Below are 22,778 nucleotides of genomic sequence, written 5' to 3'. Positions count from 1 at the left end.
CGGACACCTGCCGTCCACCTCCTCGTTGCGTGCCGTGCACCTCCGAGTTGACCGCCGTTCACCGGGGTGCGAGTGTTGCCCGGTGGATCTCACGCTCATCGTCGTCCTGGTCATCGTCCTGGCCCTCTTCTTCGACTTCACCAACGGGTTCCACGACACGGCCAACGCCATGGCGACCCCGATCGCGACGGGGGCGATGAAGCCCAAGGTCGCGGTGACGGTGGCCGCCGTGCTCAACCTCGTCGGCGCGTTCCTCAGCACCGAGGTCGCGAAGACGGTCTCGGGCGGCATCATCCGCGAGGGCGACGGCGGGGTGCAGATCTCGCCCGAGATGATCTTCGCCGGGCTGATCGGCGCCGTCGTCTGGAACATGTTCACCTGGCTGCGCGGCCTGCCGTCGAGCTCGTCGCACGCGCTCTTCGGCGGCCTGATCGGCGCGGCCGTCGTCGGCGCCGGCCTCAGCTCGGTCGACTTCTCCGTCGTGCTCTCGAAGGTCGTGCTGCCCGCGCTGCTGGCTCCGCTGATCGCGGGGCTCGTCGGCTACACGGCCACCCGGCTCGCCTACCGGATCACGCGTCGCCGCGACGACAAGAGCGAGCGGGGCGGCTTCCGCTACGGCCAGATCTTCACGTCGTCGCTGGTCGCGCTCGCCCACGGCACGAACGACGCCCAGAAGACGATGGGCGTCATCACCCTGACTCTCATCGCGTCGGGCGCTCTCGGAGCAGGCTCGGGCCCGCCCCTCTGGGTCGTGGTGGTCTGTGCCCTCGCGATCGCGCTCGGCACCTACACCGGCGGCTGGCGCATCATCCAGACCATGGGAGGCGGCCTCACCGAGGTCAAGCCGACCCAGGGCTTCTCCGCCGAGGCGTCGACCACGGCCACGGTGCTGGCGTCGAGCCACCTCGGCTTCGCGCTGTCGACGACGCAGGTCGCGAGCGGCTCGATCATCGGCGCCGGGCTCGGACGTCGCGGCGCCAAGATCCAGTGGAGCACCGCCGGCAAGATCGTCGCCGCCTGGTTCATCACGCTGCCGGCGAGCGCTGCGGTGGGCGCCGTCGCGGCGTTCATCGCCTCGGCGGGCATCGTCGGGCTCGTCGTCGACGCCGTCGTCGGGGTCGCGGTCATCGCGGGGATCTTCCTGCTCTCGCGTCGCCGCCCGCACGACCAGTCGGCGGCGATGGAGGTCGACGTGGCCGCGACGAGCGTCCTGTCTCGCCGCCGCGCCCGCCGCGCTGAGAAGAAGGGCCGCGTCGACACGCCCGCCGGGGGAGTGGAGGCGCCGTTCGTCCGGCTGGACGACCCGCCCGTCGCCACGGCGACCGCCGAGCGAGCTGACCGCACCGACCGCACCGACCGCACCGACGACGGGACGACCCGATGAGCATCGACTGGTTCGCCTTCGTCACCGTCGCCTTGGTGTCGCTGTTCTCCGCCGCGGCGCTGGTGACGGTCTACTCGTTGGGCCTCCGCCTCCTCACGGTCGACGACCGCAGTGCCGTGCGCACGGTCGCGGGCTGGGCGTGCTTCGTGCTCTGCGGCCTCGGCGTCCTCTACGGCATCTACCTGATCGTCCCGGCGCTGCACCGCTGACCGCGGCGCCCTGGGTCGCCCGTCCGCAGGCCGCCGTCGCCTGCTGCGCGTTCGCGATCCGTCGCTCGCCTACTGCTCGAGGGCGGGTCGACCGCGTCGAGGGCGGGTAGCTGACGACCCGCCCTCGACCCGGAACACCCGCCCTCGGGGCACGCGCCGCGCCTCCGGAAGCCGTGCGCTCGATCGGGATCGCCCGGAGCCGCCTCCTCGCCGTATCAGGACCGTGCGCAGCCGCCCCATTGCGCCGCGCACAACTCAGGACCTGTGGGTTGTGGACTCCTGAGTCGTGCACGATTCAGGACTCGCGACCCTGAGCAACGCGTTCTCAGGATCGAGAGTCCTGAAAAAGGACAGCAGCGGCGGGGCAAGTGCGAGAGGCCGAGCGGGAGCTTCGCTCAGACCTGACGCAATTCAGGACTTGAGCGTCGCTGACTCCTGTGTCGTGCACGATTCAGGACTCGCCTGCCCCTGCGCGCGCAGATCAGGACCGAAGTTCCTGAATGAGGAGAGGGGCAGAGCAGGGCAGAGCAGGCAGGGCCGAGGAGGCGCCGGTCAGCGCGTGCGGACCGGCCCGGTGGGCAGCGCCGCGTCCGCGTACACGGGCTCACGGCGCGGGATGGCGACGGCGAGCAGCACGCTGAGCAGCGCCACGGCTCCGCCGAGCACGAACGTCAGCCGGAAGCCGGCCTCGGTCGGCACCGATCCGCCGGCGAACGGCATCGACTCGGCGGTGAGCAGCAGCCCGACGACGGCCGACGCGCTGGTCGTGCCGAGCGAGCGCATCAGGGTGTTGAGGCCGTTGGCCGCGGCCGTCTCGGTCGCGGGCACGGCGTGCATGATCAGCGTCGGCATGGCCGCGTACGCGAGCCCGATGCCGAAGCCGATCAGCACCGACACGAGCACGATCTGCCAGACCTGGTCGAAGGCGACCGCGGCGACGGCGTAGCTGACGACGATGATCGACCCGCCGACGACGAGGCAGATGCGAGCGCCGAAGCGGGCGGTGGCCCGTGCGGCGACGGGAGCCATCAGCATCATCACGACGCCCGAGGGCGCCAGGCAGAGCGACGCGACCATGATGCTCTGGCCGAGGCCCACGCCGGTCTCGGCGGGCAGCTCGAGCAGCTGGGGCAGCGACACGTTGCTGCCGAAGAGCGCGAAGCCGAGCGCGACGGACGCCAGGTTCGTCAGCAGCACGGCAGGGCGCACGGCGACCCGCAGGTCGACCAGGGGACTGCTGACCTTCAGCTGGTAGAAGCCCCACAGCACGAGCACGGCCAGGCCGGTCAGGCCGGAGGCGAGGGTCGAGCCGCTGAGCCAGCCCCAGTCGTTGCCCTTCGAGACGGCGAGGAGCACGCCGGTGAGCCCGATCGCGAGGCCGATCGCCCCGGGCAGGTCGAAGCGGCCCTCGGTCCGGAGCGTGCTGGCGGGCACGAGCCAGGCCACGAGGGCGAAGACGACGACGCCGAGCAGGGCGGCGGTCCAGAAGAGCACGTGCCAGTCGAAGGTGACCGAGATCCAGGCGCTGAGCGGCAGGCCGACCGCACCGCCGAAGCCGAGGGTGGCGCTGACGAGGGCGACGGCTCCGCCGAGGCGCTCGGCGGGCAGCGTGTCGCGGAGGATGCTGATCGCGAGCGGGATGATGCCGAGCGCGGTGCCCTGCAGCGCACGTCCGACGATCAGCGGCACGAGCTCCGACGTGGAGGCGGCGACGATCGACCCGACGATCATCACGACGACGAGGGCGAGCACGATCCGGCGCTTGCCCATCAGGTCGCCGAGGCGCCCGGCGATCGGGGTGACGACGGCACCGGCGAGCAGGGTCGCGGTGATGATCCAGGTCGTGTCGGCGGGGTCGGCGTCGAGCAGCTCGGGGAACGACGGCACGATGGGGATCACGAGCATCTGCATCAGCGCCGCGACGAGGCCCGAGAAGGCCAGCACGGCGGTGACGACGCGCGGGTCGGGCGTCCGCGTGAGCCGGCGGCGCTCGGCGGGGGTGAGCGACGACGAGCCTCCGGGCGCGGGGTCGCCCTCGGGGGCGTCGGGGCGGGCGTCGTCGTGCGTCGTGGTGGTCATGCGTCTTCTCGGCTGGCGGCCCGGGGGCGGCGGTCGGGTGGGGCGGCACGCGGCGCTGCGGTCCTGCGCGGCGAGGATGCGGCGCTGCGGTGGTGCTCGTCGCCGCCGTGCTCGTCGAGCGGGCGGCGACGCATCGGTGCACAGGCTGCAACTCGGGCGGCGTCGAGAAGCTTCCCACGGTTCGGGACGCTGGTCGACACCTGTCGACGATGTGCGCTCGGCCCGGCCCGCGCCTCCTCGGCTCGGTAGGCTCGGCAGCGGCCGACCGTCACGGCTCACGAGGTCGTGGCGGCGAACGACGACGACGACGGAGGCACGACACCGTGACGACCGACAGCTCCCGCACCGACGACCGGCACGACGCCGGCACCGACGACCTCGACGGGCGGCCCGACCAGCGGCTCGCCGACCAGACGGGCGAGCAGCCCGTGTCGCGCGGGCGACGTGCGGCCGGCCCGAGCACGCGCACCGAGAGCGACTCCCTCGGCAGCCGCGAGGTCCCCGCCGACGCCTACTGGGGCATCCACACGGCGCGGGCGCTCGAGAACTTCCCGATCAGCCAGCGGCCGATCTCGGTCTACCCCGACCTCGTCATCGCGCTCGCGCTCGTCAAGCAGGCCGCCGCCCGCGCGAACGTCGAGATCGGCGTGCTCGAGCGGCACAAGGCCGACGCCATCGAGCAGGCCTGCGTCGAGATCCGCGGCGGAGCGCTGCACGACGAGTTCGCCGTCGGGGTGATCCAGGGAGGCGCGGGCACGAGCACGAACATGAACAGCAACGAGGTGATCGCGAACCGGGCCCTCGAGCTGATGGGCCACCCCAAGGGCGACTACGCGCACCTGCACCCGATCGACGACGTCAACCGCAGCCAGAGCACGAACGACACGTACCCGACCTCGGTGAAGATCGCGATGGTCCTGACGCTCCGCCGCCTCCTCGACGAGCTCGACCTGCTCGCCACCGCGTTCGCGACCAAGGGGGCCGAGTTCCACGACGTGCTCAAGGTCGGGCGCACCCAGCTGCAGGACGCCGTGCCGATGACGCTCGGCCAGGAGTTCGTCGGCTTCGCCCACACCCTCGGCGAGGACGTGCAGCGCCTCCGCGACGTCATCCCGCTGCTCGGCGAGATCAACCTCGGCGCCACGGCGATCGGCACCGGGATCACGGCCGACCCGCAGTACGCGGACGCGGTGCGCCGCCACCTCAGCGAGCTGTCGGGGATGGAGCTCGTCACGGCTCCCGACCTGATCGAGGCGACGAGCGACACCGGCGTCTTCATGACGCTGAGCGGGGCGCTCAAGCGCAGCGCCATCAAGCTCTCGAAGATCTGCAACGACCTGCGCCTGCTGTCGTCGGGCCCGCAGGCCGGCATCGGCGAGATCACGCTGCCTCCGCGCCAGGCCGGTTCGTCGATCATGCCGGGCAAGGTGAACCCCGTGATCCCCGAGGTCGTGAACCAGGTCGCGTTCTCGGTCGCCGGGGCCGACGTGACGGTGACGATGGCGGCGGAGGCGGGCCAGCTGCAGCTCAACGCCTTCGAGCCCGTCATCACCCACTCGGTGATGCAGAGCCTCCAGTGGATGACCTACGCGTGCCGCACCCTGCGGGTCAACTGCGTCGACGGCATCGAGGCGAACCGCGCCCGGCTCACGCAGCAGGTCGAGACGAACGTCGGCAGCGTCACGGCCCTGACCCCGTACATCGGCTACTCGGCCGCCGCCGCCATCGCGCACACCGCCCTGACGACGAACGCGCCCATCGCGCGCCTCGTCGTCGCGGCCGGCCTGATGAGCGAGGAGCAGGTGCAGAAGGTGCTGTCGCCCGCGCGCCTGTCCGGCCTCGAGGCCGTCACGAGCGCCATCCCGATCATCGACGTGGACGACCCGGCGGCTGCCGTGGCCCGCGCCGCGAACGCGACCGGGGTGCGCAACCCGGGCGACGAGACCGCGGGCTGACGAGCGGTCCGCAGGAGGCGCGGTGCCGGTCCGGCCTGCACCGCGCCTCCCCGACACCGGACGGGAACCCCTGGGGGCCGTCCGGCGGGCACGATACGGTCTCGGGATGACCGAGCGTTCACGAGACGGCCGCCTGATCGTGCGGATGTTCCCCGACCACGCGGGCACGGTGCTCTGGTCCGGCGGTGCGGTCGATCTCGACGATGCCCGCCTGTCGCCGGGACTCCAGGACGATCTCCGAGCGTGGGACGCGTTCCACCGGTCGCGCCTCGATCCGGACGTCCCGTCGCACGCGCCGGAGGACGAGCACGAGTTCGCCGTGACCGGCGGCGCCCTGGCCCGGCGGGTCGCCGACGAGCTCGGGCGCGGCGTCGAGGTCCACCTGATCGTCGAGGGACGCCGGGTCGTCAGGTCTGCGGAGCCGCCGACCAACCCCAGGGCGGCGAAGGCCCTGCACGTGCGGGCAGAGCGGCAGGCCGAGGAGGCTCGAGCCGTCACGGAGAGACTGGGCGGTGGCCGTTGGTACGCCTACAGCCCTGCTTCGGGGAAACGCTTCACCCCGGACCGCCCCGCTGCGGGCGGGACATCCGACAGCGTCCGTCCTGAAGGATCGTGACGTGGTCGGCCGAGCACGGCGGGTGCTGACGGCGCACCGGACCGGTCGACGACGTCTCGCGCTGCGCGTCTCGGCCGTCGGTCTCTGCTTCGCCCTGGCGGGCTGCGGCTCGACGGACCCACGACCCGAGAGGACCACCACCATCGATCTGCTGCAAGAGGACTGGCAGCACGTCCCGGGGGTCGTCGCGGACGGCGACGAGCTGCGGGTGTCCGCGACCGGGAGGAGCATCGTCGAGCAGGACGGCGGGGACGCACAGCCGGACCCGCCGGTCGACCTCATGGGGACGCACCTCGTGGGCGTCCGGGACTTCTCGCTCCGCGCCTCCTTCACGGACGTCACCGCCGACGCCACCGTGTCCCTGCTCGACAGCCCGCCCGTGATCGCGGACGAGTTCCGCCTCGAGCCGGCCGGCCTGCACCTCACGCTGCGGGGCGACGACCTCGAGATCGCCGTGTTCGACGGCTCGCCCCCGGACGACGTCGCCGATCCCCAGCCGGCCGAGGACGAGCATGTCACGATCTCCGATCCCGAGGCGGAGCTCACCGTGGACCGTCGCGGCGACAGGCTCGAGATCACGAGCGCCGGGAGGACGGTCTCCACCTCGCCGCTCGGCGACGTCTTCAGCTCGGGCCAGCTCTGGCTGGGGCTGTCCAGCGGAGGAGGGTCCTTCACCGTCGGGTCGCTGGCGGCCTCGGCGGCGGCCGGAGATGGTCTCTCGACCGCTGGTCCCGTTGCGGCCGATGCCGAGCCCTCTCCGGACGGGCTGCAGGCGCTCGCCGCCCGTGCTCGCCCGGGCTTCGTCGTCGGCGCGGCTGTGGCACTCGCGCCGCTCGCCTCGGACGCGGACTACGCGGACGAGTTCGTGGGCGAGTTCGGCGCCCTCACGCCGGAGAACGCGTTGAAGCCGCAGGCGCTCTCCCCACGCCAGGGCGAGTACGCCTTCGAGGAGGCCGACGCTCTGCTCGACCTCGCGGAGAGCAAGGGGATCGCGGTGCACGGCCACACCATCGCGTTCACCGAGGCGATGCCCCGGTGGATGCAGGAACTGCCGAGCGACACCGAGCAGGAGCGGCAGACCAGCGCCGAGGCCCTGCTCGACTACGTCACGGCGGTCGTCACGCACTTCCGCGGCCGGCTGGACTCGCTCGACGTGGTGAACGAGCCGTTCGACGTCGACCAGGGGACCGAGCTGCAGGAGAACACCTGGCTGCGGGTCTTCGGGGAGACCTACCCCTCGGTCGTCTCGCAGGCGGTCCACGACGCGGACCCGGACGTCCGGCAGTTCGTCAACGAGAACGGCGCCGACGTGCCGGGGCCTCGGCAGGACGCCCTGCGGCAGCTCGTCCTCGACACGAACGCGGCGGGCGGTCACGTCGACGGCGTCGGCCTCCAGGCCCACGTCTACGACCTCGACACCGACGCCGTCTCGGTCGAGGACCTCGACGCGACCCTCGACGTCTTCGAGGAAGCCGGGCTGCTCGTCCGCATCTCGGAGAACGACGTCACGGACGCTCAGGGGCAGATGGCCCAGGCAGAGCAGTACGCCACGATCTTCGCGACCTGTCTCGGCTCACCGACCTGCGTCTCGTACACGACGTGGGGCGTGGACGACCGGTACGACCACTTCGTCGACGACGGCGGCAGCCCGGAGCAGGGCCACGACCTCCTGTTCGACGACGGAGAGCCGACGCCCGCCTACGACGCGGTGCGGTCGGTGCTCGCGGGCTGACGAGCGGTTCGCTGCGGCGAGCGCGGGGGCCGGAGGTCACCCCTCGGCGGACGGCAGCCGGAGCGCCGCGGTGCGGTCGATCCCGTCCTTCCGGGGGGAGGCGAAGAGCCGCAGGTCGGAGTGGTCACCACGGCAGATGGCAGCGGCCATCCGGTGGGCGCGTGCGGCGTTCCGCACGGGGGACCAGGGGTCGGCGTCCGGCTGCACCGCGGTGATGTCGGACGCCAGCCGATCGTGGTGCGCGGCCGCGTCCTCGAGGTCGCCGTCGCAGTCCCGGGTGATGATCGCCGCCAGTCTCAGCTGGGCCTCGAGCGTCTCGACCCCCACGTCGGTCGGCTCGTTCGTCCGGAGGATCCGGACGAGCTCGCTCAGCGCGGTGGTCCGAGCCCAGGCTGTGTGGCGAGAGGACTCGTCGACCGGGTACCTGGTCATGAGGTGCTCGATGCGTCGTCCGAGGTGATCCGTCATGTGGTCATCCTCTCAGCGCACGACGGTCACGACCTCCTCGTGTCGACGTCGGCGGTCGCGGTCTGGGGGCCGACGGGCCCCCGTGTTCCTGGGCCTCCGTCAGCGGCGTGCGAGGATCGGCCCATGACCGACGTGCTCCTCGATCGCATCACCAGCCTGATCGGGCGCTACCCCGTCGACGAGTCCTCGGTGCTCACGGCGTGGGCTCGCATCCGCGCCCTCAGTCTGCTGGTCGGTGATGTCTACGCAGAGACCCGCGACGACGAGGCGATCGAGGTGCTGCAGTCGCAGCTGGGCCTCGCTGCGAGCCTCACCTTGTCGTCCGGCGGGAGCCTCGAGGTCGCCGCAGGACATCACGACCGGTTGGCGGCGGACCTCGCGGCGGTCCGCACGGAGAAGGGCCGTCGGTCGCCGCTCGTGAGCGCTGCGCGCGCCCACAGGATGGCCGCCGCCGTCTGTCGAGGCGACCATGCTGACCTGCGGCTCTTCGCGTCAGGTCGACCTGACGGACGCGACTACACCGATGCGCTCCGTCTGCCGAGCTGAGGAGCGGCCGCTCCGTCAGGTGCCTGTGTCCGCTCCCCGCCGGGCATCAGGGGCCGGTCGGTCGGGCTGCCGATCGAGCCCCTGAGCGCGATGCTCATCCGCCAGCACCCCGAAGACCAGGGTGTCCGTCCACTCGCCCTTGCTCCAGAAGTCCTGCCGGTGGTGCGCCTCCTGCCGCATGCCCACCCGGGCGGCGAGGCGCTCGGACGCCGTGTTGCGGGCGTCCAGCTGCGCCGTGACGCGGTGGACGTCGTGCTGTCCGAACGCGAGCCGCAGACCGGCCGCGACCGCCTCGGTCGCGTAGCCGCCGCCTCCGTGTGCAGGGTCGAGCGTCCAGCCGATCTCGACGGTGCGCCGCTCCTGCTCCGTGCGCCACAGCGACACCGTGCCGATGAGGAGGTCCTCCCGCTCGACCACGAGGGCGAGCGCCCCGACGGGCTCGGCCAGGTCGATCCGGGGCAGGCGTCGCTCGAGCTGTGCCTCGCCGTCCTCGACGGTCCACGGCTCCTGCAGGAGGTACCTCGCGACGTCCGGTCGGGAGTGGATCGCCACGAGCCGGTCCAGATCGCCGGAGCGATGGAGGCGCAGCGTCAGTCGAGGCGTCGTCGCCACCGTGTCCGAGTCCTTGGCCTCGATCCTCCTGCATCCGTCGCCGGGACACCTCGGAGTGGACGATGCACCCCGCAGCGACGGGGTGCATCGTCCACTCCGGGGTGCGACGCCGGGGGCGGCTACGGCGTGGACGGCTCGGGGGAGCGCGCCGCGTCGACCTCGGGCGTCCGCTCCGGCTCGCGGCTGCCGTCGCCGTCCAGGTCGAGCTCGAGCGCGGCCGCGTGGGCGTGGTCGCGGTCGGTGATGTGCAGCCGCTCGCCCCGCACGTGCAGATGGCGCAGCTCGTCGGCGTCGAGCACGCCGCCGTTCTCGCGCAGGGCCCGTTCGCGGAGCGCGCGTCCGACCCGGACGTCCCATGCTCCGTTCCGGGCGAGGATGTGGTTGCGGGCCGTGTCGCGCATCGGCAGGGGGATGACCTCCTCGGCCTTCACCCCGCGGCGCAGCTGGCGCATCCGCAGCACCTCGCTGTCGAGCTCGCCGCCGATGACGAGCACGAAGTTGCTGATGTACGAGTACAGCAGAACCACCACGACACCGCCGAGCCAGCCGTAGAAGCGGTCGTAGTTCGAGACGGTCGACACGTAGAGGGCGAAGCCGAGGGTGCAGACCGCCCAGATGACGAGCGCGAACATGGCGCCGTACGAGACCCAGCGCAGCCGGGGCGGCCGCACGTTCGGCGTGAAGTAGTAGAGCATCGCGACGGCGAACACCGCGAGGGCGGCGATGACGGGCCACTTGAGCACGTTGTAGAGGGTGAACCACGGCTCGCCGAAGCCCGCAGCCTCGCCGATGCCGACGAAGAGCGTCGGGGTGACGAGCAGCAGGGCCGCGATCACGGCGAACGACACCATCAGCACGAAGGTGACGATCATCATGTGCCCGCGGAACTTCCAGATGCGCCGCCCCTCCTCGACCTCGTAGGCGGTGTTCATCGCCCGGCCGAAGGCGGTCGTGTACGACGACAGCGACCACAGCGTCAGCCACAGGCCGATGCCGAACGCGACGCCCGGGTTCGAGAGGCTCAGCATCTGCTCGAGCGGTCGCCGCAGGGTGTCGATCGCGTCGGCGCTCAGCACGAAGCGGGCGACCTCGAGGATGTCGTTCACGGCCGCCTCGCCGTCCTGGAAGAGCGCGACGCCCGAGACGAGGGCCAGCGCGGTCGGCAGGATCGCCAGGGTCGAGAAGAACGTCAGGGAGGCGGCGGCGTCGATCGTGCGGTGCCTCAGGAAGTCGTGCCACACCCGCATGACGACGTACCGGGTCGGCGACGGGTTCTCCGGGAGGGACCGCGTCGCAGGCATCCCCCGAGGGTACAGCGGGGGAGCCCGTGGGGGCGTGGCCGTGCGCTGCGCGGCCACGCGCGAGCAGCGCTCGGGCAGGTGCCCTGCGCCGCACCCCGGCGGGTGCGTCCCGGGGCCCCGGCCCGCGCCTCCTGCGGGCCCGTAGGGTCGGGGGCATGACGTGGGACGACTCCGGACAGCAGCACCAGATCGCCGGGCAGCCCGCGCCGGCGCCCGAGCCCGTCTGGTGGCCGGCACAGCCGGTGTTCGCGCAGCCGGCGCCGCGCCGTCGCCCGGTCGCGAGCGGCGTGGCCCTGGCAGTCGGCTTCACGGTGATCGGCGTCTTCGTCCTCGCCCTGGTCGTCTACTTCCTGATCTTCCTGTCGCCGGGCGTGATCCTCGCCGCGAGCCTGCTCGCCTTCGTGCCGCTCGCGATCGTCATGGTCGGCATCTGGCTCGTCGACCGCTGGGAGCCGGAACCCCGCGTCGCCCTGCTGTTCGCGTTCCTCTGGGGCGCGGCCGTCTCGGTCGGCACCGCCCTGATCGTCGACCTCGTCGTCGGGTCGGTGCAGGGGCTCGTCGGCATCGGGGCCGAGGGAGGCGCGGAGGTCTTCGGCGCGGTCGTCCAGGCCCCCATCGTCGAGGAGGTCGCCAAGGGGTTCGGCGTGCTGTTGGTGCTGTGGATCTTCCGACGGCACTTCGACGGCCCCGTCGACGGCGTGGTCTACGCCGCGACCGTGGCCGCGGGGTTCGCCTTCGTCGAGAACGTCCAGTACTTCGCGCTGCAGGTCGTCGACGACCTGGCGCTCGGCAGCGACGGCCTGGTGTTCGTCTTCGTCGTCCGGGCGCTGATGTCGCCGTTCGCCCACGTCATGTACACGGCGTGCACCGGCATCGCGCTCGGCTGGGCCGCCCGCCGCACCGGCCGGCTCGGCGCGATCGGCTGGTTCGCCCTCGGCGTCGTGCCCGCCGCCGCCCTGCACGCCCTCTGGAACGGCGCGCTCGTCGTCGTCGGCGACGGCTTCTTCGTCTACTACCTGCTCGTGCAGGTGCCGATCTTCGTCGCGATGGTGCTGCTGGTCGTCTTCCTGCGCCGCAACGAGCGCCGGGTCACCCACGCACGTCTCGCCGAGTACGCCGCGGTGGGCTGGTTCAGCGCCGACGAGGTCGCGATGCTGTCGACCGGCGCCGGACGGCGTCGCGCGCGCCGCTGGGCGGCCGCGAACGGGACGGGGCCCGCCATGCGGCGCTTCGTCTCGGACGCCACGCGCCTCGCCTTCACCCGGCAGCGGCTCGTCAAGGGCAAGAGAGGGCACGACGAGGGCGCCCGCCGCGACGAGGCCGACCTGCTGGCGGCGCTCGCCGCGAGCCGGTCGGCGCTGCAGGCGCCGCCCGCGGCGTTCGTCGGGTGGCCGCAGCAGCCGGCGCTGGCCTGGCCGCAGCAGCCGCAGCAGCCGCAGCAGCCGCAACAGGTCTGGCAGCCGCAGCAGCCCGCGCCGCTGCAGGTGCCGCAGCAGCCCGCACAGCAGCACCACTGGCAGGACGGCCCGCCCACGCACGATCCGTGGGGTCGCCCCCTCCCGCCTCCCGGCTGGTGATCCCGGCGGCCGTCGCCGCTTCCGCCGCTACGGCGTCGGGTGCAGCGCGTCGTACGTCCTGAACGACGGGGTCAGCCGTGCCACGACGGCGATCAGCACGACGATCAGCGCCCCGCCGAGCAACGGCGGCCACGCCACGCCCGCCGCGGCGACCAGGCCGACGAACAGGTCGCCCACCCGCGGCCCACCGGTGACGACCACGATGAACACGCCCTGGAGGCGCCCGCGCATGTGGTCGGGGGCTGCGGTCTGCAGGATGGTCGAGCGGAAGATCGAGCTGACGTTGTCGGCGGCCCCGGCCCCCGCGAGGGCGAGCGCGGCAGCGCCGAGGGCGACCCGGTCGGCCTGCCCCAGCCCCTCCGTCAGCCCGCCGTCGCCGCGCGGCGCGGTGACCGCCAGCACGAGCCCGAACGCGGCGATGCAGATCCCGTAGACGGTGATCGCGCGGTCGACCGCGCGGCCCTGGAGGCGCACGTGTCCGAGCCGTCCCGAGAAGACGCTGCTCAGCAGCGCGCCCACCGCGTAGGAGGCGGTGAGGACGCCGACCGTCACCGCGCCTCCTCCGATCACCACGGCCCCGACCACGGGGTAGAGCACCCGCGGCTGCCCGAAGGTCATCGCGATGATGTCGACGACGAAGGTCGTGCGCACGGTCGGCGCTCGCCGCAGGAACCGCATCCCCTCGACCAGCGACGCCAGCCCCGGGCGCTGGGCGTTCCCCTCGGGGCGGATCGGCGGCAGCGTCACGATCCCGAGGAACGCGAACGAGAAGAGCACCACGTCGACCGTGTAGGTGGGCGCGAAGCCGATGCCCGCGACGAGCACCCCCGCGAGCGCCGGCCCGACCGTGAGCATCAGCCCCGTGCCGATGCCGCCGAGCGCGGCGGCGGCGGGCAGCAGCGAGGCCGGCAGGAGGCGCGGCACGATCGAGGCGCGCGACGTGGCGATCATCGTGCCGGCCACCGCGTTGACGCAGGTCAAGACGTAGAGCAGCCCCACCTCGTGCAGGCCGAGCCAGGCGTGCAGGGCGATGGCGGCGGTGGACAGCCAGGCGAAGACTGCGGCGACGAGGGCGACCTTGCGCCGGTCGAACGCGTCGGCGAGCATGCCGCCCCAGAGCCCCGCGACGATCATCGGCACGAGCGAGACGACGCCGACCAGCGCGACGGCGAAGGTCGAGCGGGTGATGTCGTAGACCTCGAGCCCGACGGCGACGAGGGTGAGCTGCGTCCCGATGCCGCTCACGGTGTTGCCGACGAAGAGGCGTGCGAAGGCCGGGCTCTGCCGCAGCGGCGTGACGTCGACGAGCACGGGGCGGCGGGACGGAGCAGGGGCGGGAGTCGGAGTGGTCAAGGCTCCATCATGCGCGATGCGCACGGTTCGGGGTCGACGTCCCGCCTCCTCCCGACGACACGAGGAGGCGGTGGTTGGATGGAGCCATGACTCACGACCCCAGCACCAAGCCCGAGATCGACGCCCCTACCGCTCCTGCTCCGGCCGAGCTCGAGATCACCGACATCACGGTCGGCGACGGTGACGAGGCCCAGTCCGGCTCGACCGTCAACGTCCACTACCTCGGTGTCGAGTTCGACTCCGGCGAGGAGTTCGACGCGTCGTGGAGCCGCGGCGAGCCCATCAACTTCCCCCTCGCGGCCCTCGTCCGCGGATGGCAGGAGGGCATCCCCGGCATGAAGGTCGGCGGCCGCCGCCAGCTCGTCGTCCCGCCCCACCTCGCCTACGGCCCCGTCGGCGGCGGTCACCCGCTCTCCGGCAAGACCCTGATCTTCGTCATCGACCTCCTCGGCGTCAGCTGATGACGGCCCCCTCGATCGGCCTCGCCGACGGCCGGACCATCCCGGCCCTCGGCCTCGGCACGTACGGGATGGACGGCGACGAGGGCGCGGGCCAGGTCGCCACGGCGATCGAGTCCGGCTACCGCCTCCTCGACACGGCCCTCAACTACGGCAACGAGGCGGCGGTCGGCGAGGCCGTCCGCCGCGTCGACGTGCCGCGCGACGAGCTCGTCGTCACGTCGAAGCTGCCGGGCCGGCACCACGGCTACGAGGAGACGCTGGCGAGCTTCGAGGAGACCCGCGCCGCCCTGGGCCTCGACTTCGTCGACCTCTACCTGATCCACTGGCCGCTGCCCCGGGTCGACAAGTACGTCGACTCGTTCCGCGCCTTCGTGAAGCTGCAGGAGGACGGCCTCGTCGGCAGCGTCGGCGTCTCGAACTTCACCGAGGAGCACCTGCAGCGCGTCGCCGACGAGACCGGCGTCGTGCCCGTGGTGAACCAGATCGAGCTGCACCCGTACTTCCCCCAGGCGGGGATGCGCGCGGTGCACGAGCGCATGGGCATCGTCACGGAGAGCTGGAGCCCGCTCGCCAAGCAGAGCGAGCTGCTGCAGGAGGCGGTGGTCACCGAGATCGCGCGTGCCCACGGCAAGACGCCCACCCAGGTCGTCCTGCGCTGGCACGTCCAGCTCGGCGCCGTGCCCGTGCCCAAGTCGGCCGACCCCGGCCGCCAGCGCGAGAACCTCGACGTCTTCGACTTCGAGCTGTCCGACGACGAGGTGGCGCGCATCAGCGGCCTCGAGCGCGGCCGGCTCTGGGACGGCGACCCCGAGACGCACGAGGAGTTCTAGCTCCGCCTGCGGTCTCGACCCGCTCGGCTCGACACGCCCGCGTCCTCCCCGGAGGGCGCGGGCGTCGTCGCGGGTGGGGGCGGACGCGCGCCCGGGCACAGGTAGACTGGCGTGCCGTCTTTTCCCGAGGGGTGGAGCAAACCTGGTGTCATCTGAGCTCGAGCGCGAACGCGCCTACGTGGCCACGCTGTACGCGCGTCTGGACGAGTTGAAGGCCGACGCCCGCGTGCGGCTGGAGAGCACCCGGCGAGAAGCCGTGGGCGGCAACCACCAGAGCCGCAGCGAGCGGGACGCGTTCGCGAAGCTCTACGAGGACACGATCACCCAGCTCGGCGCCGTCGACGAGCGGCTCGCCTTCGGCCGCCTCGAGCTCGAGCGGCCCGACGAGACCGGCAGCGCCCTCCGCTACATCGGCCGGGTCGGCCTGCGCGACCGGCAGCACCACCCGATCCTGCTCGACTGGCGGGTGCCCGGCGCGAGCGCCTTCTACCAGGCGACCGCGGCGACGCCCATGGGCGTCCGGGCCCGCCGTCACCTCACCCTCGCCGGGCGCGCCGTCACCCGCCTCGAGGACGAGGTCTTCGACCCCGACCTGCTCGACCGCGACGACGTGCAGCTGCAGGGCGAGGGCGCGCTGATGGCGGCCCTCACCGCCCAGCGGACCGGCCGGATGACCGACATCGTCGCCACGATCCAGGCCGAGCAGGACCGGATCATCCGCTCCGAGCTCGACGGCGTCCTCGTCGTCCAGGGCGGGCCCGGCACGGGCAAGACCGCCGTCGCCCTGCACCGCGCGGCCTACCTGCTCTACTCGCACCGCGACCGCCTGCGCGGCTCGGGCGTGCTCATCGTCGGCCCGTCGCGGTCGTTCCTGCGGTACATCGAGCAGGTGCTCCCGTCGCTCGGCGAGAGCGGCGTCGTGCTGTCGAGCCTCGGCGGGCTCTACCCCGACCTCGAGACCCAGGTCGACGACGCGCCCGACGTCGCGGCGCTCAAGGGCTCGGCCGAGATGGCCGAGCTGATCAAGCGAGCCGTGCGCTCGCGTCAGGTCCGGCCGACGCAGGCGACGACGATCGACATCAACGGCGAGCGGCTCGTCGTGCACCCCGAGCTGATCGGCGACGCCATGCGGCGTGCGCAAGAGAGAGGCAAGCAGCACAACCTCGGCCGGGTCACCTTCAACAAGGCGGCGCTCTCGGCGCTGACCCGCCTGCTCGTGTCGCAGATGCGCGAGCACGGCACGACGGTCGACGAGTCGGACGAGGCGGTGCTCCGTGAGGACATCCGCCAGTCGCACGACGTGCGGGTGCTGCTCAACACCGCGTGGATGCCGCTGTCGGCCGAGAAGCTCGTCGAGGACCTGTTCGCGCGCCCGAACTGGCTCGCGACCATCACCCAGCGCTGGACGCCGGCGCAGCGGGCCCTGCTCCAGCGCCCCCGCGGCTCGCAGTTCACGATCTCCGACGTGCCGCTGCTCGACGAGGCGGCCGAGCTGCTCGGCGAGTTCCAGGCCGGGGTCGACCCCGACAAGCTGGCGCGCAAGCAGCAGCGCAAGCGCGACATCGAGAACGCCGAGCGCGCGATCGAGAACATGGGCGTCGAGGGCATGGTGTCGGCTGAGCAGATCGCCGGCGGCTTCGCCGAGCGCGCCGCGTCGATGACCACCTCCGAACGCGCCGCGGGCGACCGGACCTGGGCCTTCGGGCACGTCGTGGTCGACGAGGCGCAAGAACTGTCGCCCATGCAGTGGCGGCTGCTGTCGCGCCGCTGCCCGCTGCGCTCGTTCACCGTCGTCGGCGACATCGCCCAGGCGTCCAGCCCGGCCGCCGCCTCCTCGTGGGACAGGGCGCTCCAGGCCCTGCTCGGCCGTCGTCGCGGCTCGAGCGTCGCCGGCACCACGGCGCCCTGGCGCCTCGAAGAACTCACGGTCAACTACCGCACGCCGAGCCAGATCGTCGAGCACGCCGAGCGCCTGGCCGTCGAGAACGGGCTGACCATCACGGCGAGCCGGTCGGTCCGGTCGAGCGAGTGGCCGGTCCGCGAGATCGCGGTGCCTGCCCTCGCCGCGACGGGCGACAGCCGAGGAGGCGCGGCGCACGACGCCCTCGTCGCCGCGGCCGTCGAGGCGGTCGCCGCCGACCGCGGCATCGACTCCGAGGGGACGCTGGCGGTCATCGCGCCGCAGCACCTCGTGGCGGACCTCGTCTCGGGACTCGACCCGCTGTTCCCCGGGCAGGTGGCGCCGGGCACGGCGTCGCTGACCCGGCCGATCTCGGTGCTCAGCCCCGCCACCTCGAAGGGCCTCGAGTTCGACAGCGTCGTGCTCGTCGACCCCGAGGGCATCCGCACCGGCGCCGCCCGCGGCGCGGCGAGCCTCTACGTCGCGATGACCCGGCCGACGCAGCGCCTCACGGTCGTCGGCTAGCCCCGACGGCCCGGGCCGCCGCCTCGACCCGGTCGTGGTGGGCGCGCCAGCCCTCGTCGTCCCGGTCCGCGACGTTCGGGTCGGCCGCTCCGTTGCCGAGCCTGCCGTCGACGAGCTCGCGGACGAGGTCGGCGTGGCCCGCGTGACGCGCCGTCTCGACGCACAGGTGCACGAGGATCGAGTGCAGCGTGACGTCGCGTCGGTCTGCCGGCCACCACGGCACCACGCCGGGGGAGTCGAGGTCGAGCGCCGCGACGGTCGCGTCGGCGTGGTCGGCCGAGTGCCGTGCGAACGCGACGATCGCCTCCCGCGTCTCGTCCTCGGTCGCCCAGAGGTCCGCCTCCGGCTCGCTCGTGTCCGTCAGCCACGGCATCTCCTGCGGCGACGGCCGGTCGAAGACCTCGCCGAGGTAGCCGAGCTGCACGCTCGCGACGTGCTTGACGAGGCCGAGCAGGTTCGTGCCGCTCGCCACGAGCGGACGCCGGGCGTCGTATTCGTCGAGCCCGTCGAGCTTCGCCAGCAGGTCGGCGCGCTGCTTCGTGAGGTAGCGCTGCAGGGTCTCTTTCTCGTCCATGCCCCCAGGGTGCCGCCTCCCTGCCCCGGCCGCCACCGCCTCCTGCGCCTCGGCCGCCGAGCGATGCCGCGCATGCTGGATCGTCGAGACCCGTCGAAGCCGCGCGGACCCCTCGGCGCGCAGCAGGGTGCGCGCGGCTCCTGCGGGTGCGGACGCCGATGCGCTCAGCGGTAGTCGGGCGGCCAGGCGAACGCAGGAGGCGCGGTCACGGTCTCGCCCCGGGGCGCGAGCACGAGCGCGACGTCCTCGAAGTCGCTCAGCCGGATGCCGGCCGGGTCGCCCGACCAGCGGTTCCCGTCCACGAACGTCGTCAGCTCGAGGCCGTCGTCGGGCCCGAGCGAGCCGATGCTCACGGCGTCGAGGTGCACGTCCCACTCGGTGAAGAGCTGGCCCAGCACGAACGACTCCCGTCGAGGCGACTCGACGTGCACGATGCCGGAGGTGTCGTGGGTGTGGAGGGGAGCGGCGAGCTTCGTTCCGGCGTCGTGCCCGATGTCGCCGGGGATCGTCACGGCCTCGCCGTCGACCGTGATCGAGAGGTGCGTGTGCACGTGCATCGCGAGGTCCTCGCCCCAGACGTTCTGCATGCCCGCGAGCTCGGCGCGGCCGAGCCGGTCGCCCACGGCGGGCACGGGCCAGGGCGGGGCGCTCTCGGCGCCGACGACGCGGGACGGCTGCGCCGAACCGACCAGCCCGATCCCGACGGCGCCGCCGACGACGACGAGCGCGGCCACGGACGCGAAGAGGGTGTCCCGAGAGGGCACGCGGCTAGGCCCCGTCGCCCGGCGCGGTGGAGTCGTGCGCGGCGCCGCGTTCGCTCGCGCGCTCGGCGTCGCTCACCTCGCGCACCCGGTCGACGAGCTCCCGCCAGGGCCCGGTCACCTGCTGCTCGGGCAGCTTGGCCTTCTTGGCCGGCGACGTCTCCGCCGAGATGACCCACACGAAGCGGTCCGGCTGCACGGGCTGGGTCGGGGCGGGCGCCTCCTGCCAGGGCACGAGGTCGAGCAGCACGAGCCAGGACTCGGTGTCGGGCTCGGCGTCCACGTCGACCTGCCAGGTGCGGGTGAGCCCGGCGAAGCCGCCGGACCTCTGGACGGTCACCATCATGGCCGCGATGCTACTCCGCGGCACCGAGCTGCCGAGGGCGAGGGGCCCGGTGCTCAGGCTGCCGGGTCGACGCCCACGCCCTGCCAGCCCGCGGTCGTGGCCCGCGCCTCCTCCGAGTCGGCTCCGTACCGGGCTGCCGCCGCCGAGACGGTGGCCGCGGCGAACTCGGCGAAGGAGGCGGTCGGCGACACCTGCCCGCCGACGAGCGTGTCGTACCAGACCTGCCCCGCGCGCTCCCACGCGCGGCCGCCCAGGGCGTCGGCGACGAGGAAGAACGCGCGGTTCGGGATGCCCGAGTTGAGGTGCACGCCTCCGTTGTCGTCGGTCGTCTCGACGTAGTCGTCCATGTGGGCCGGCTGGGGGTCCTTGCCGAGCACGTCGTCGTCGTACGCCGTGCCCGGCGCCGACATCGAGCGGAGCGCGCGGCCCTCGACGGCCTCGGTGAAGAGCCCCTCGCCGATCAGCCACGTCGCCTGCCCGGCCGTCTGGTCGAACAGGTGCTGCTCGACGAGCGCGCCGAAGACGTCGCTGACCGACTCGTTCAGGGCGCCCGACTGCCCCTGGTACTCGAGGTTCGCCGTGTACTGGGTGACGCCGTGGGCCAGCTCGTGGCCGATCACGCTGACCGAGGCGGTGAACCGGCCGAAGACCTCGCCGTCGCCGTCGCCGAAGACCATCCGCTCGCCGTTCCAGAACGCGTTGTCGTAGTCCTGGCCGTAGTGCACGGTCGCGTCGAGGGGCAGGCCGGCGCCGTCGATGCTCGAGCGCCCGTAGACCTCGCGGAACAGCGCGTGCGTCGCGCCGAGGGCGTCGTACGCCTCGGTCACCGCGACGTCGTCGCCCGCGGGCTCGCCCTCGCCCCGGACCCGCACCCCGGGCAGCTGCTCGGTGCCCTGGGCGTCCGAGATGGTGCGCTCGACCTCGGGGCCCCGGGCGACGGCGCCCTGCCGCACGGGCAGCGCCTCGCTGCGGGCGGCGCGCACCTCGTCGATCTGCCGCAGCCCGTGCCGGGCGGCCTCGGGAGCTCGTGCGAAGCGCTCGGTGTCGGCCGCGGCGAGGTGGGCGAGCAGGTACGGGGGCACGATGTAGCGGGTCATGGACAGACTCTGTCACCGGCCCCCGACATCGGGGCCGTCCGTTCACACGATCGTCACGAGCGGCCGGTCGGCCGAGCGACCCCGCGAGCGGGCGGTCCGCCCGCGAGGGGGCGGTCCGCCCGCGAGGGGGCGCGGGCCCCGGAGGTGCGGGGCGACCTCCGCGAGCCGGTAGCGTCGACCGGATGACCGCCTCCGACGCTTCCGCCCTCGTCGACCGCATGATCGCCGTCGTCCCCGACTTCCCCGTCCCCGGGATCCTGTTCCGCGACGTCACGCCGCTCTTCTCCGACGCGGACGCCTTCGCGACCGTGACCGCCGCCCTCTCCGAGCCGTTCGACGGTGCCTTCACGGCCGTGGCCGGCATCGAGGCCCGCGGCTTCGCGCTCGCCGGCGGCATCGCGATCGAGCAGGGCGTCGGCGTCCTCACCGTGCGCAAGGCCGGCAAGCTGCCCGGCGAGGTCCTGAGCGAGAGCTACGCGCTCGAGTACGGCGAGGCGACGCTCGAGCTGCGGCCGAGCCAGCTGCCCCCGGGCACCCGGGTGCTCGTCGTCGACGACGTCCTGGCCACCGGCGGCACGGCCGACGCCACCGTCACCCTGCTCGAACGCGCGGGCTACGAGGTCGTCGGCATCGCCGTGCTGCTCGAGCTCGAGGGCCTCCCCGGCCGCGAGCGCCTCGCGTCGCGCATCCCCGTGCACGCCCTCGGCAGCGCCCCCGCCTAGGGCGCGAGCCGGACCTAGGGCGCGAGCCACCCCGGGAACAGCAGCAGCGACGCCCCCACGAGGCACGCCGCCGCGACCCCCACGAACACGCCGACCCAGAGGACGCCGGGCACGTGCGTCAGCCCGGCGAGCTGGTCGGCGTCCGACTCCGTGCGGGCGCCGTGGCGCGCCGCCCGCCGGCGACTCGACTGCAGCTCGACGGAGGCGCGGAGGGCGCCCAGGCCCAGCACGCTCACCAGCACCAGCCCGAACACCTGCTGCCACTCGACCGGCGCGAGCCACGTGACGCCCGCGACGACGGCCGCGCCGACGAGCACGACCCACAGGCCGAACCAGTTGCGGATCTGCACGAGCATGAGCGCGAGCAGCAGCAGCAGCGCCCAGAGCAGCCCGGCGGCGAAGCCCGCGCCGAGCAGCCAGGAGGCACCGAGCGAGGCCAGCGCCGGGGCGGTGTAGCCCGCCAGCAGGGTCAGCACCATGCCCGGCCCCGACCGCGGACCGCGCGAGACGGTCAGCCCGGACGTGTCCGAGTGCAGGCGGATCCCGGTCAGCCGCCGACCGGTCAGCACGGCGGCCAGGCCGTGGCCGCCCTCGTGCACGACGGTCACCGCGTGCCGCACCGTGTGCCAGGTGCCCGGCAGCAGCACGAGCGCGGCCCCGGCGGCGACGGCCAGCAGCATCCACGACAGGGGGAGCGGGTCGGCGCGCTGCGCGACCCGGGCCCAGAGCGCGGCCAGGGAGGCGGTGGTCTCGTCCATCCCGCCAGCCTAGGAGGCGCCTCCCGGTCCTCCCTCCCCAGGGTCGATCGCCTCCGTCGGGAGGATGGTCCTCGGCTCCGGGCGGCGTGTTCCGAGCCGGCGTGCCGCACCATGGACGGATGCGCCGCGCCGTCCTCCTCCTCTTCAGCCTCGTCTACCTCGCCGGGGTGGCCTGGATGACGCTGCGCCCGTCGGTCTACGGCGACGGCACGTCCGAGCTGCTCTGGCGCACCCTCGACTTCTTCGGTCGTCACGACGAGACGAGCTGGATCACGTTCGCCCGCGTCGAGGCGGCGGCGAACGTCGCCATGTTCGTGCCCATGGGCATGTTCCCCGCGCTGCTCCTCCCGAAGCGCGCCTGGTGGGTCGGCGTCGTGCTCGGCTTCGCCGCGACCTGCGCCATCGAGTTCTACCAGGCCACCGCCCTCTCGTCGACGCGGTTCTCCGACCCGCAGGACATCCTGATGAACACGATCGGCGCGGCGATCGGCGCCGCGTTCGTCGGTCTCGTCCTGCCGAGCCGCCGCTGCTCGCGAGCCCGCCGCGGCTCACCTCGTCCGGCACCCGTCTGGTAAGCTCGCCAGGTTGCCGTCTGAACGGCCGCGGAACAAGAGAGCTCGCACATCCTGTGACGGGCGCCGCGCAACGAACTGGAAGGGGATCCTGAATGGCACTCGCACCTGACGTCAAGACCCGGATCATCGAAGAATACGCGACCCACCCCGGCGACACCGGATCCCCCGAGGTCCAGATCGCCGTGATGACGCAGCGCATCCTCGACCTGACCGAGCACCTCAAGGAGCACAAGCACGACCACCACTCGCGTCGTGGCCTGCTCCTCCTCGTCGGCCAGCGCCGTCGTCTCCTGGGCTACCTGTCCCGGGTCGACATCGAGCGCTACCGCACGCTGATCGGTCGCCTCGGCCTGCGTCGCTAGTCGACCTCCGAGTCTCGACTCCGGCCCCCGTCCTG

23 protein-coding genes are annotated in these 22,778 nt (G+C 73.0%); 13 read left to right on the top strand and 10 right to left on the bottom strand.

Annotated features, from left to right (window positions below):
* Nucleotides 1-82 precede the first annotated feature (82 nt).
* Both ITJ48_RS09290 and ITJ48_RS09285 read left to right on the top strand, forming a co-directional pair.
* Nucleotides 83-1,384, top strand: coding sequence for an inorganic phosphate transporter (locus ITJ48_RS09290; protein WP_194613467.1), 1,302 nt, complete (start codon nt 83-85; stop codon nt 1,382-1,384).
* On the top strand, nt 1,381-1,593 hold the full coding sequence (locus tag ITJ48_RS09285; protein WP_194613466.1) for a hypothetical protein: 213 nt from the start codon (nt 1,381-1,383) through the stop codon (nt 1,591-1,593). Before ITJ48_RS09290 ends, ITJ48_RS09285 begins: the two co-directional genes overlap by 4 nt.
* Before the next feature lie 552 nt (nt 1,594-2,145).
* Here ITJ48_RS09285 and ITJ48_RS09280 read toward each other — a convergent pair.
* Nucleotides 2,146-3,672 carry an MFS transporter gene (locus ITJ48_RS09280; protein ID WP_194613465.1) on the bottom strand — a complete coding sequence of 509 codons (1,527 nt, stop codon included), beginning with the start codon at nt 3,670-3,672 and terminating at the stop codon, nt 2,146-2,148.
* Between the two features lie 428 nt (nt 3,673-4,100).
* On the opposite strand from ITJ48_RS09280, the gene ITJ48_RS09275 reads away from it, so the two are divergent.
* The 3 genes from ITJ48_RS09275 to ITJ48_RS09265 all read left to right on the top strand — a co-directional run bounded on the left by ITJ48_RS09275 (nt 4,101) and on the right by ITJ48_RS09265 (nt 7,975).
* Entirely contained in the window at nt 4,101-5,627 is a 1,527-nt protein-coding gene (locus ITJ48_RS09275) for an aspartate ammonia-lyase (protein WP_370544962.1), read from the top strand.
* A gap of 106 nt (nt 5,628-5,733) precedes the next feature.
* Nucleotides 5,734-6,243 (top strand): hypothetical protein, encoded by a 510-nt coding sequence (locus tag ITJ48_RS09270; RefSeq protein ID WP_194613463.1) that lies wholly within the window; start codon nt 5,734-5,736, stop codon nt 6,241-6,243.
* Between the two features lies 1 nt (nt 6,244).
* Entirely contained in the window at nt 6,245-7,975 is a 1,731-nt protein-coding gene (locus ITJ48_RS09265; protein ID WP_370544860.1) for an endo-1,4-beta-xylanase, read from the top strand.
* A 36-nt stretch (nt 7,976-8,011) separates the two neighbouring features.
* On the opposite strand, the gene ITJ48_RS09260 is transcribed toward ITJ48_RS09265, so the two are convergent.
* The gene (locus ITJ48_RS09260; protein ID WP_194613462.1) at nt 8,012-8,443 is read right to left on the bottom strand and encodes a hypothetical protein; all 432 of its coding nucleotides are present in this window, start codon (nt 8,441-8,443) and stop codon (nt 8,012-8,014) included.
* A 123-nt stretch (nt 8,444-8,566) separates the two neighbouring features.
* On the opposite strand from ITJ48_RS09260, the gene ITJ48_RS09255 reads away from it, so the two are divergent.
* Nucleotides 8,567-8,989, top strand: coding sequence for a hypothetical protein (locus ITJ48_RS09255; RefSeq protein ID WP_194613461.1), 423 nt, complete (start codon nt 8,567-8,569; stop codon nt 8,987-8,989).
* A gap of 15 nt (nt 8,990-9,004) precedes the next feature.
* Here the strand turns inward: ITJ48_RS09255 and ITJ48_RS16185 are convergent, their stop codons facing one another.
* Together ITJ48_RS16185 and ITJ48_RS16180 are read right to left on the bottom strand one after the other, a co-directional pair.
* Complete coding sequence (locus ITJ48_RS16185) at nt 9,005-9,601, bottom strand: GNAT family N-acetyltransferase (RefSeq protein ID WP_370544859.1); 597 nt, start codon at nt 9,599-9,601, stop codon at nt 9,005-9,007.
* A 119-nt stretch (nt 9,602-9,720) separates the two neighbouring features.
* Nucleotides 9,721-10,902, bottom strand: coding sequence for a YihY/virulence factor BrkB family protein (locus ITJ48_RS16180; RefSeq protein ID WP_228506843.1), 1,182 nt, complete (start codon nt 10,900-10,902; stop codon nt 9,721-9,723).
* Between the two features lie 155 nt (nt 10,903-11,057).
* On the opposite strand from ITJ48_RS16180, the gene ITJ48_RS09245 reads away from it, so the two are divergent.
* On the top strand, nt 11,058-12,479 hold the full coding sequence (locus ITJ48_RS09245) for a PrsW family intramembrane metalloprotease (RefSeq protein ID WP_194613459.1): 1,422 nt from the start codon (nt 11,058-11,060) through the stop codon (nt 12,477-12,479).
* Nucleotides 12,480-12,506: 27 nt separating this feature from the next.
* On the opposite strand, the gene ITJ48_RS09240 is transcribed toward ITJ48_RS09245, so the two are convergent.
* Nucleotides 12,507-13,832, bottom strand: coding sequence for an MFS transporter (locus ITJ48_RS09240; protein WP_194613458.1), 1,326 nt, complete (start codon nt 13,830-13,832; stop codon nt 12,507-12,509).
* Nucleotides 13,833-13,918: 86 nt separating this feature from the next.
* Here ITJ48_RS09240 and ITJ48_RS09235 point away from each other — a divergent pair, with 86 nt between their 5' ends.
* The 3 genes from ITJ48_RS09235 (at nt 13,919) to ITJ48_RS09225 (ending at nt 17,548) form a co-directional block, all read left to right on the top strand.
* The gene (locus tag ITJ48_RS09235; RefSeq protein ID WP_123548736.1) at nt 13,919-14,293 is read left to right on the top strand and encodes an FKBP-type peptidyl-prolyl cis-trans isomerase; all 375 of its coding nucleotides are present in this window, start codon (nt 13,919-13,921) and stop codon (nt 14,291-14,293) included.
* Nucleotides 14,293-15,123 (top strand): aldo/keto reductase, encoded by an 831-nt coding sequence (locus ITJ48_RS09230; RefSeq protein ID WP_228506841.1) that lies wholly within the window; start codon nt 14,293-14,295, stop codon nt 15,121-15,123. The genes ITJ48_RS09235 and ITJ48_RS09230 overlap by 1 nt, the downstream gene beginning before the upstream one ends.
* A gap of 142 nt (nt 15,124-15,265) precedes the next feature.
* Nucleotides 15,266-17,548 (top strand): UvrD-helicase domain-containing protein, encoded by a 2,283-nt coding sequence (locus tag ITJ48_RS09225; protein ID WP_194614395.1) that lies wholly within the window; start codon nt 15,266-15,268, stop codon nt 17,546-17,548.
* Here ITJ48_RS09225 and ITJ48_RS09220 read toward each other — a convergent pair.
* From ITJ48_RS09220 to ITJ48_RS09205, 4 genes are all read right to left on the bottom strand, one after another.
* Complete coding sequence (locus tag ITJ48_RS09220; RefSeq protein WP_194613457.1) at nt 17,532-18,122, bottom strand: DinB family protein; 591 nt, start codon at nt 18,120-18,122, stop codon at nt 17,532-17,534. The two genes, ITJ48_RS09225 and ITJ48_RS09220, sit on opposite strands and share 17 nt — an antisense overlap.
* A 164-nt stretch (nt 18,123-18,286) precedes the next feature.
* Nucleotides 18,287-18,886, bottom strand: coding sequence for a hypothetical protein (locus ITJ48_RS09215; protein WP_194613456.1), 600 nt, complete (start codon nt 18,884-18,886; stop codon nt 18,287-18,289).
* 4 nt (nt 18,887-18,890) lie between these two features.
* On the bottom strand, nt 18,891-19,229 hold the full coding sequence (locus ITJ48_RS09210; protein ID WP_194613455.1) for a protealysin inhibitor emfourin: 339 nt from the start codon (nt 19,227-19,229) through the stop codon (nt 18,891-18,893).
* 53 nt (nt 19,230-19,282) lie between these two features.
* Nucleotides 19,283-20,326, bottom strand: a complete 1,044-nt coding sequence (locus ITJ48_RS09205; protein ID WP_194613454.1) for a M4 family metallopeptidase — start codon at nt 20,324-20,326, stop codon at nt 19,283-19,285.
* 182 nt (nt 20,327-20,508) lie between these two features.
* On the opposite strand from ITJ48_RS09205, the gene ITJ48_RS09200 reads away from it, so the two are divergent.
* Nucleotides 20,509-21,048 carry an adenine phosphoribosyltransferase gene (locus tag ITJ48_RS09200; RefSeq protein WP_133738666.1) on the top strand — a complete coding sequence of 180 codons (540 nt, stop codon included), beginning with the start codon at nt 20,509-20,511 and terminating at the stop codon, nt 21,046-21,048.
* A 14-nt stretch (nt 21,049-21,062) separates the two neighbouring features.
* Here ITJ48_RS09200 and ITJ48_RS09195 read toward each other — a convergent pair whose 3' ends face one another.
* Nucleotides 21,063-21,806: a M50 family metallopeptidase gene (locus ITJ48_RS09195; RefSeq protein ID WP_192041317.1), complete on the bottom strand. Its 744-nt coding sequence runs from the start codon at nt 21,804-21,806 to the stop codon at nt 21,063-21,065.
* Nucleotides 21,807-21,925: 119 nt separating this feature from the next.
* Between ITJ48_RS09195 and ITJ48_RS09190 the strand changes: the two genes are divergently transcribed.
* Complete coding sequence (locus ITJ48_RS09190) at nt 21,926-22,381, top strand: VanZ family protein (RefSeq protein ID WP_194613453.1); 456 nt, start codon at nt 21,926-21,928, stop codon at nt 22,379-22,381.
* A 92-nt stretch (nt 22,382-22,473) separates the two neighbouring features.
* Nucleotides 22,474-22,743, top strand: coding sequence for a 30S ribosomal protein S15 (gene rpsO, locus ITJ48_RS09185; RefSeq protein WP_123520309.1), 270 nt, complete (start codon nt 22,474-22,476; stop codon nt 22,741-22,743).
* The last annotated feature ends 35 nt before the right edge of the window (nt 22,744-22,778 follow it).

The organism is Frigoribacterium sp. VKM Ac-2530 (assembly GCF_015350835.1).
Lineage (GTDB): Bacteria > Actinomycetota > Actinomycetes > Actinomycetales > Microbacteriaceae > Frigoribacterium.
This window is presented reverse-complemented; position numbering and strand designations above follow the sequence as displayed.

What these genes read in the sequence shown, in the direction of transcription:
- ITJ48_RS09285 (WP_194613466.1), top strand. Translation starts at nt 1,381, where the DNA reads ATGAGCATCGACTGGTTCGCCTTCGTCACCGTCGCCTTGGTGTCGCTG.
- ITJ48_RS09280 (WP_194613465.1), bottom strand. Translation starts at nt 3,672, where the DNA reads ATGACCACCACGACGCACGACGACGCCCGCCCCGACGCCCCCGAGGGC.
- ITJ48_RS09270 (WP_194613463.1), top strand. Translation starts at nt 5,734, where the DNA reads ATGACCGAGCGTTCACGAGACGGCCGCCTGATCGTGCGGATGTTCCCC.
- ITJ48_RS09260 (WP_194613462.1), bottom strand. Translation starts at nt 8,443, where the DNA reads ATGACGGATCACCTCGGACGACGCATCGAGCACCTCATGACCAGGTAC.
- ITJ48_RS09255 (WP_194613461.1), top strand. Translation starts at nt 8,567, where the DNA reads ATGACCGACGTGCTCCTCGATCGCATCACCAGCCTGATCGGGCGCTAC.
- ITJ48_RS16180 (WP_228506843.1), bottom strand. Translation starts at nt 10,902, where the DNA reads ATGCCTGCGACGCGGTCCCTCCCGGAGAACCCGTCGCCGACCCGGTAC.
- ITJ48_RS09245 (WP_194613459.1), top strand. Translation starts at nt 11,058, where the DNA reads ATGACGTGGGACGACTCCGGACAGCAGCACCAGATCGCCGGGCAGCCC.
- ITJ48_RS09235 (WP_123548736.1), top strand. Translation starts at nt 13,919, where the DNA reads ATGACTCACGACCCCAGCACCAAGCCCGAGATCGACGCCCCTACCGCT.
- ITJ48_RS09230 (WP_228506841.1), top strand. Translation starts at nt 14,293, where the DNA reads ATGACGGCCCCCTCGATCGGCCTCGCCGACGGCCGGACCATCCCGGCC.
- ITJ48_RS09220 (WP_194613457.1), bottom strand. Translation starts at nt 18,122, where the DNA reads ATGGACGAGAAAGAGACCCTGCAGCGCTACCTCACGAAGCAGCGCGCC.
- ITJ48_RS09210 (WP_194613455.1), bottom strand. Translation starts at nt 19,229, where the DNA reads ATGATGGTGACCGTCCAGAGGTCCGGCGGCTTCGCCGGGCTCACCCGC.
- ITJ48_RS09205 (WP_194613454.1), bottom strand. Translation starts at nt 20,326, where the DNA reads ATGACCCGCTACATCGTGCCCCCGTACCTGCTCGCCCACCTCGCCGCG.
- ITJ48_RS09200 (WP_133738666.1), top strand. Translation starts at nt 20,509, where the DNA reads ATGACCGCCTCCGACGCTTCCGCCCTCGTCGACCGCATGATCGCCGTC.
- ITJ48_RS09195 (WP_192041317.1), bottom strand. Translation starts at nt 21,806, where the DNA reads ATGGACGAGACCACCGCCTCCCTGGCCGCGCTCTGGGCCCGGGTCGCG.
- ITJ48_RS09190 (WP_194613453.1), top strand. Translation starts at nt 21,926, where the DNA reads ATGCGCCGCGCCGTCCTCCTCCTCTTCAGCCTCGTCTACCTCGCCGGG.
- rpsO (WP_123520309.1), top strand. Translation starts at nt 22,474, where the DNA reads ATGGCACTCGCACCTGACGTCAAGACCCGGATCATCGAAGAATACGCG.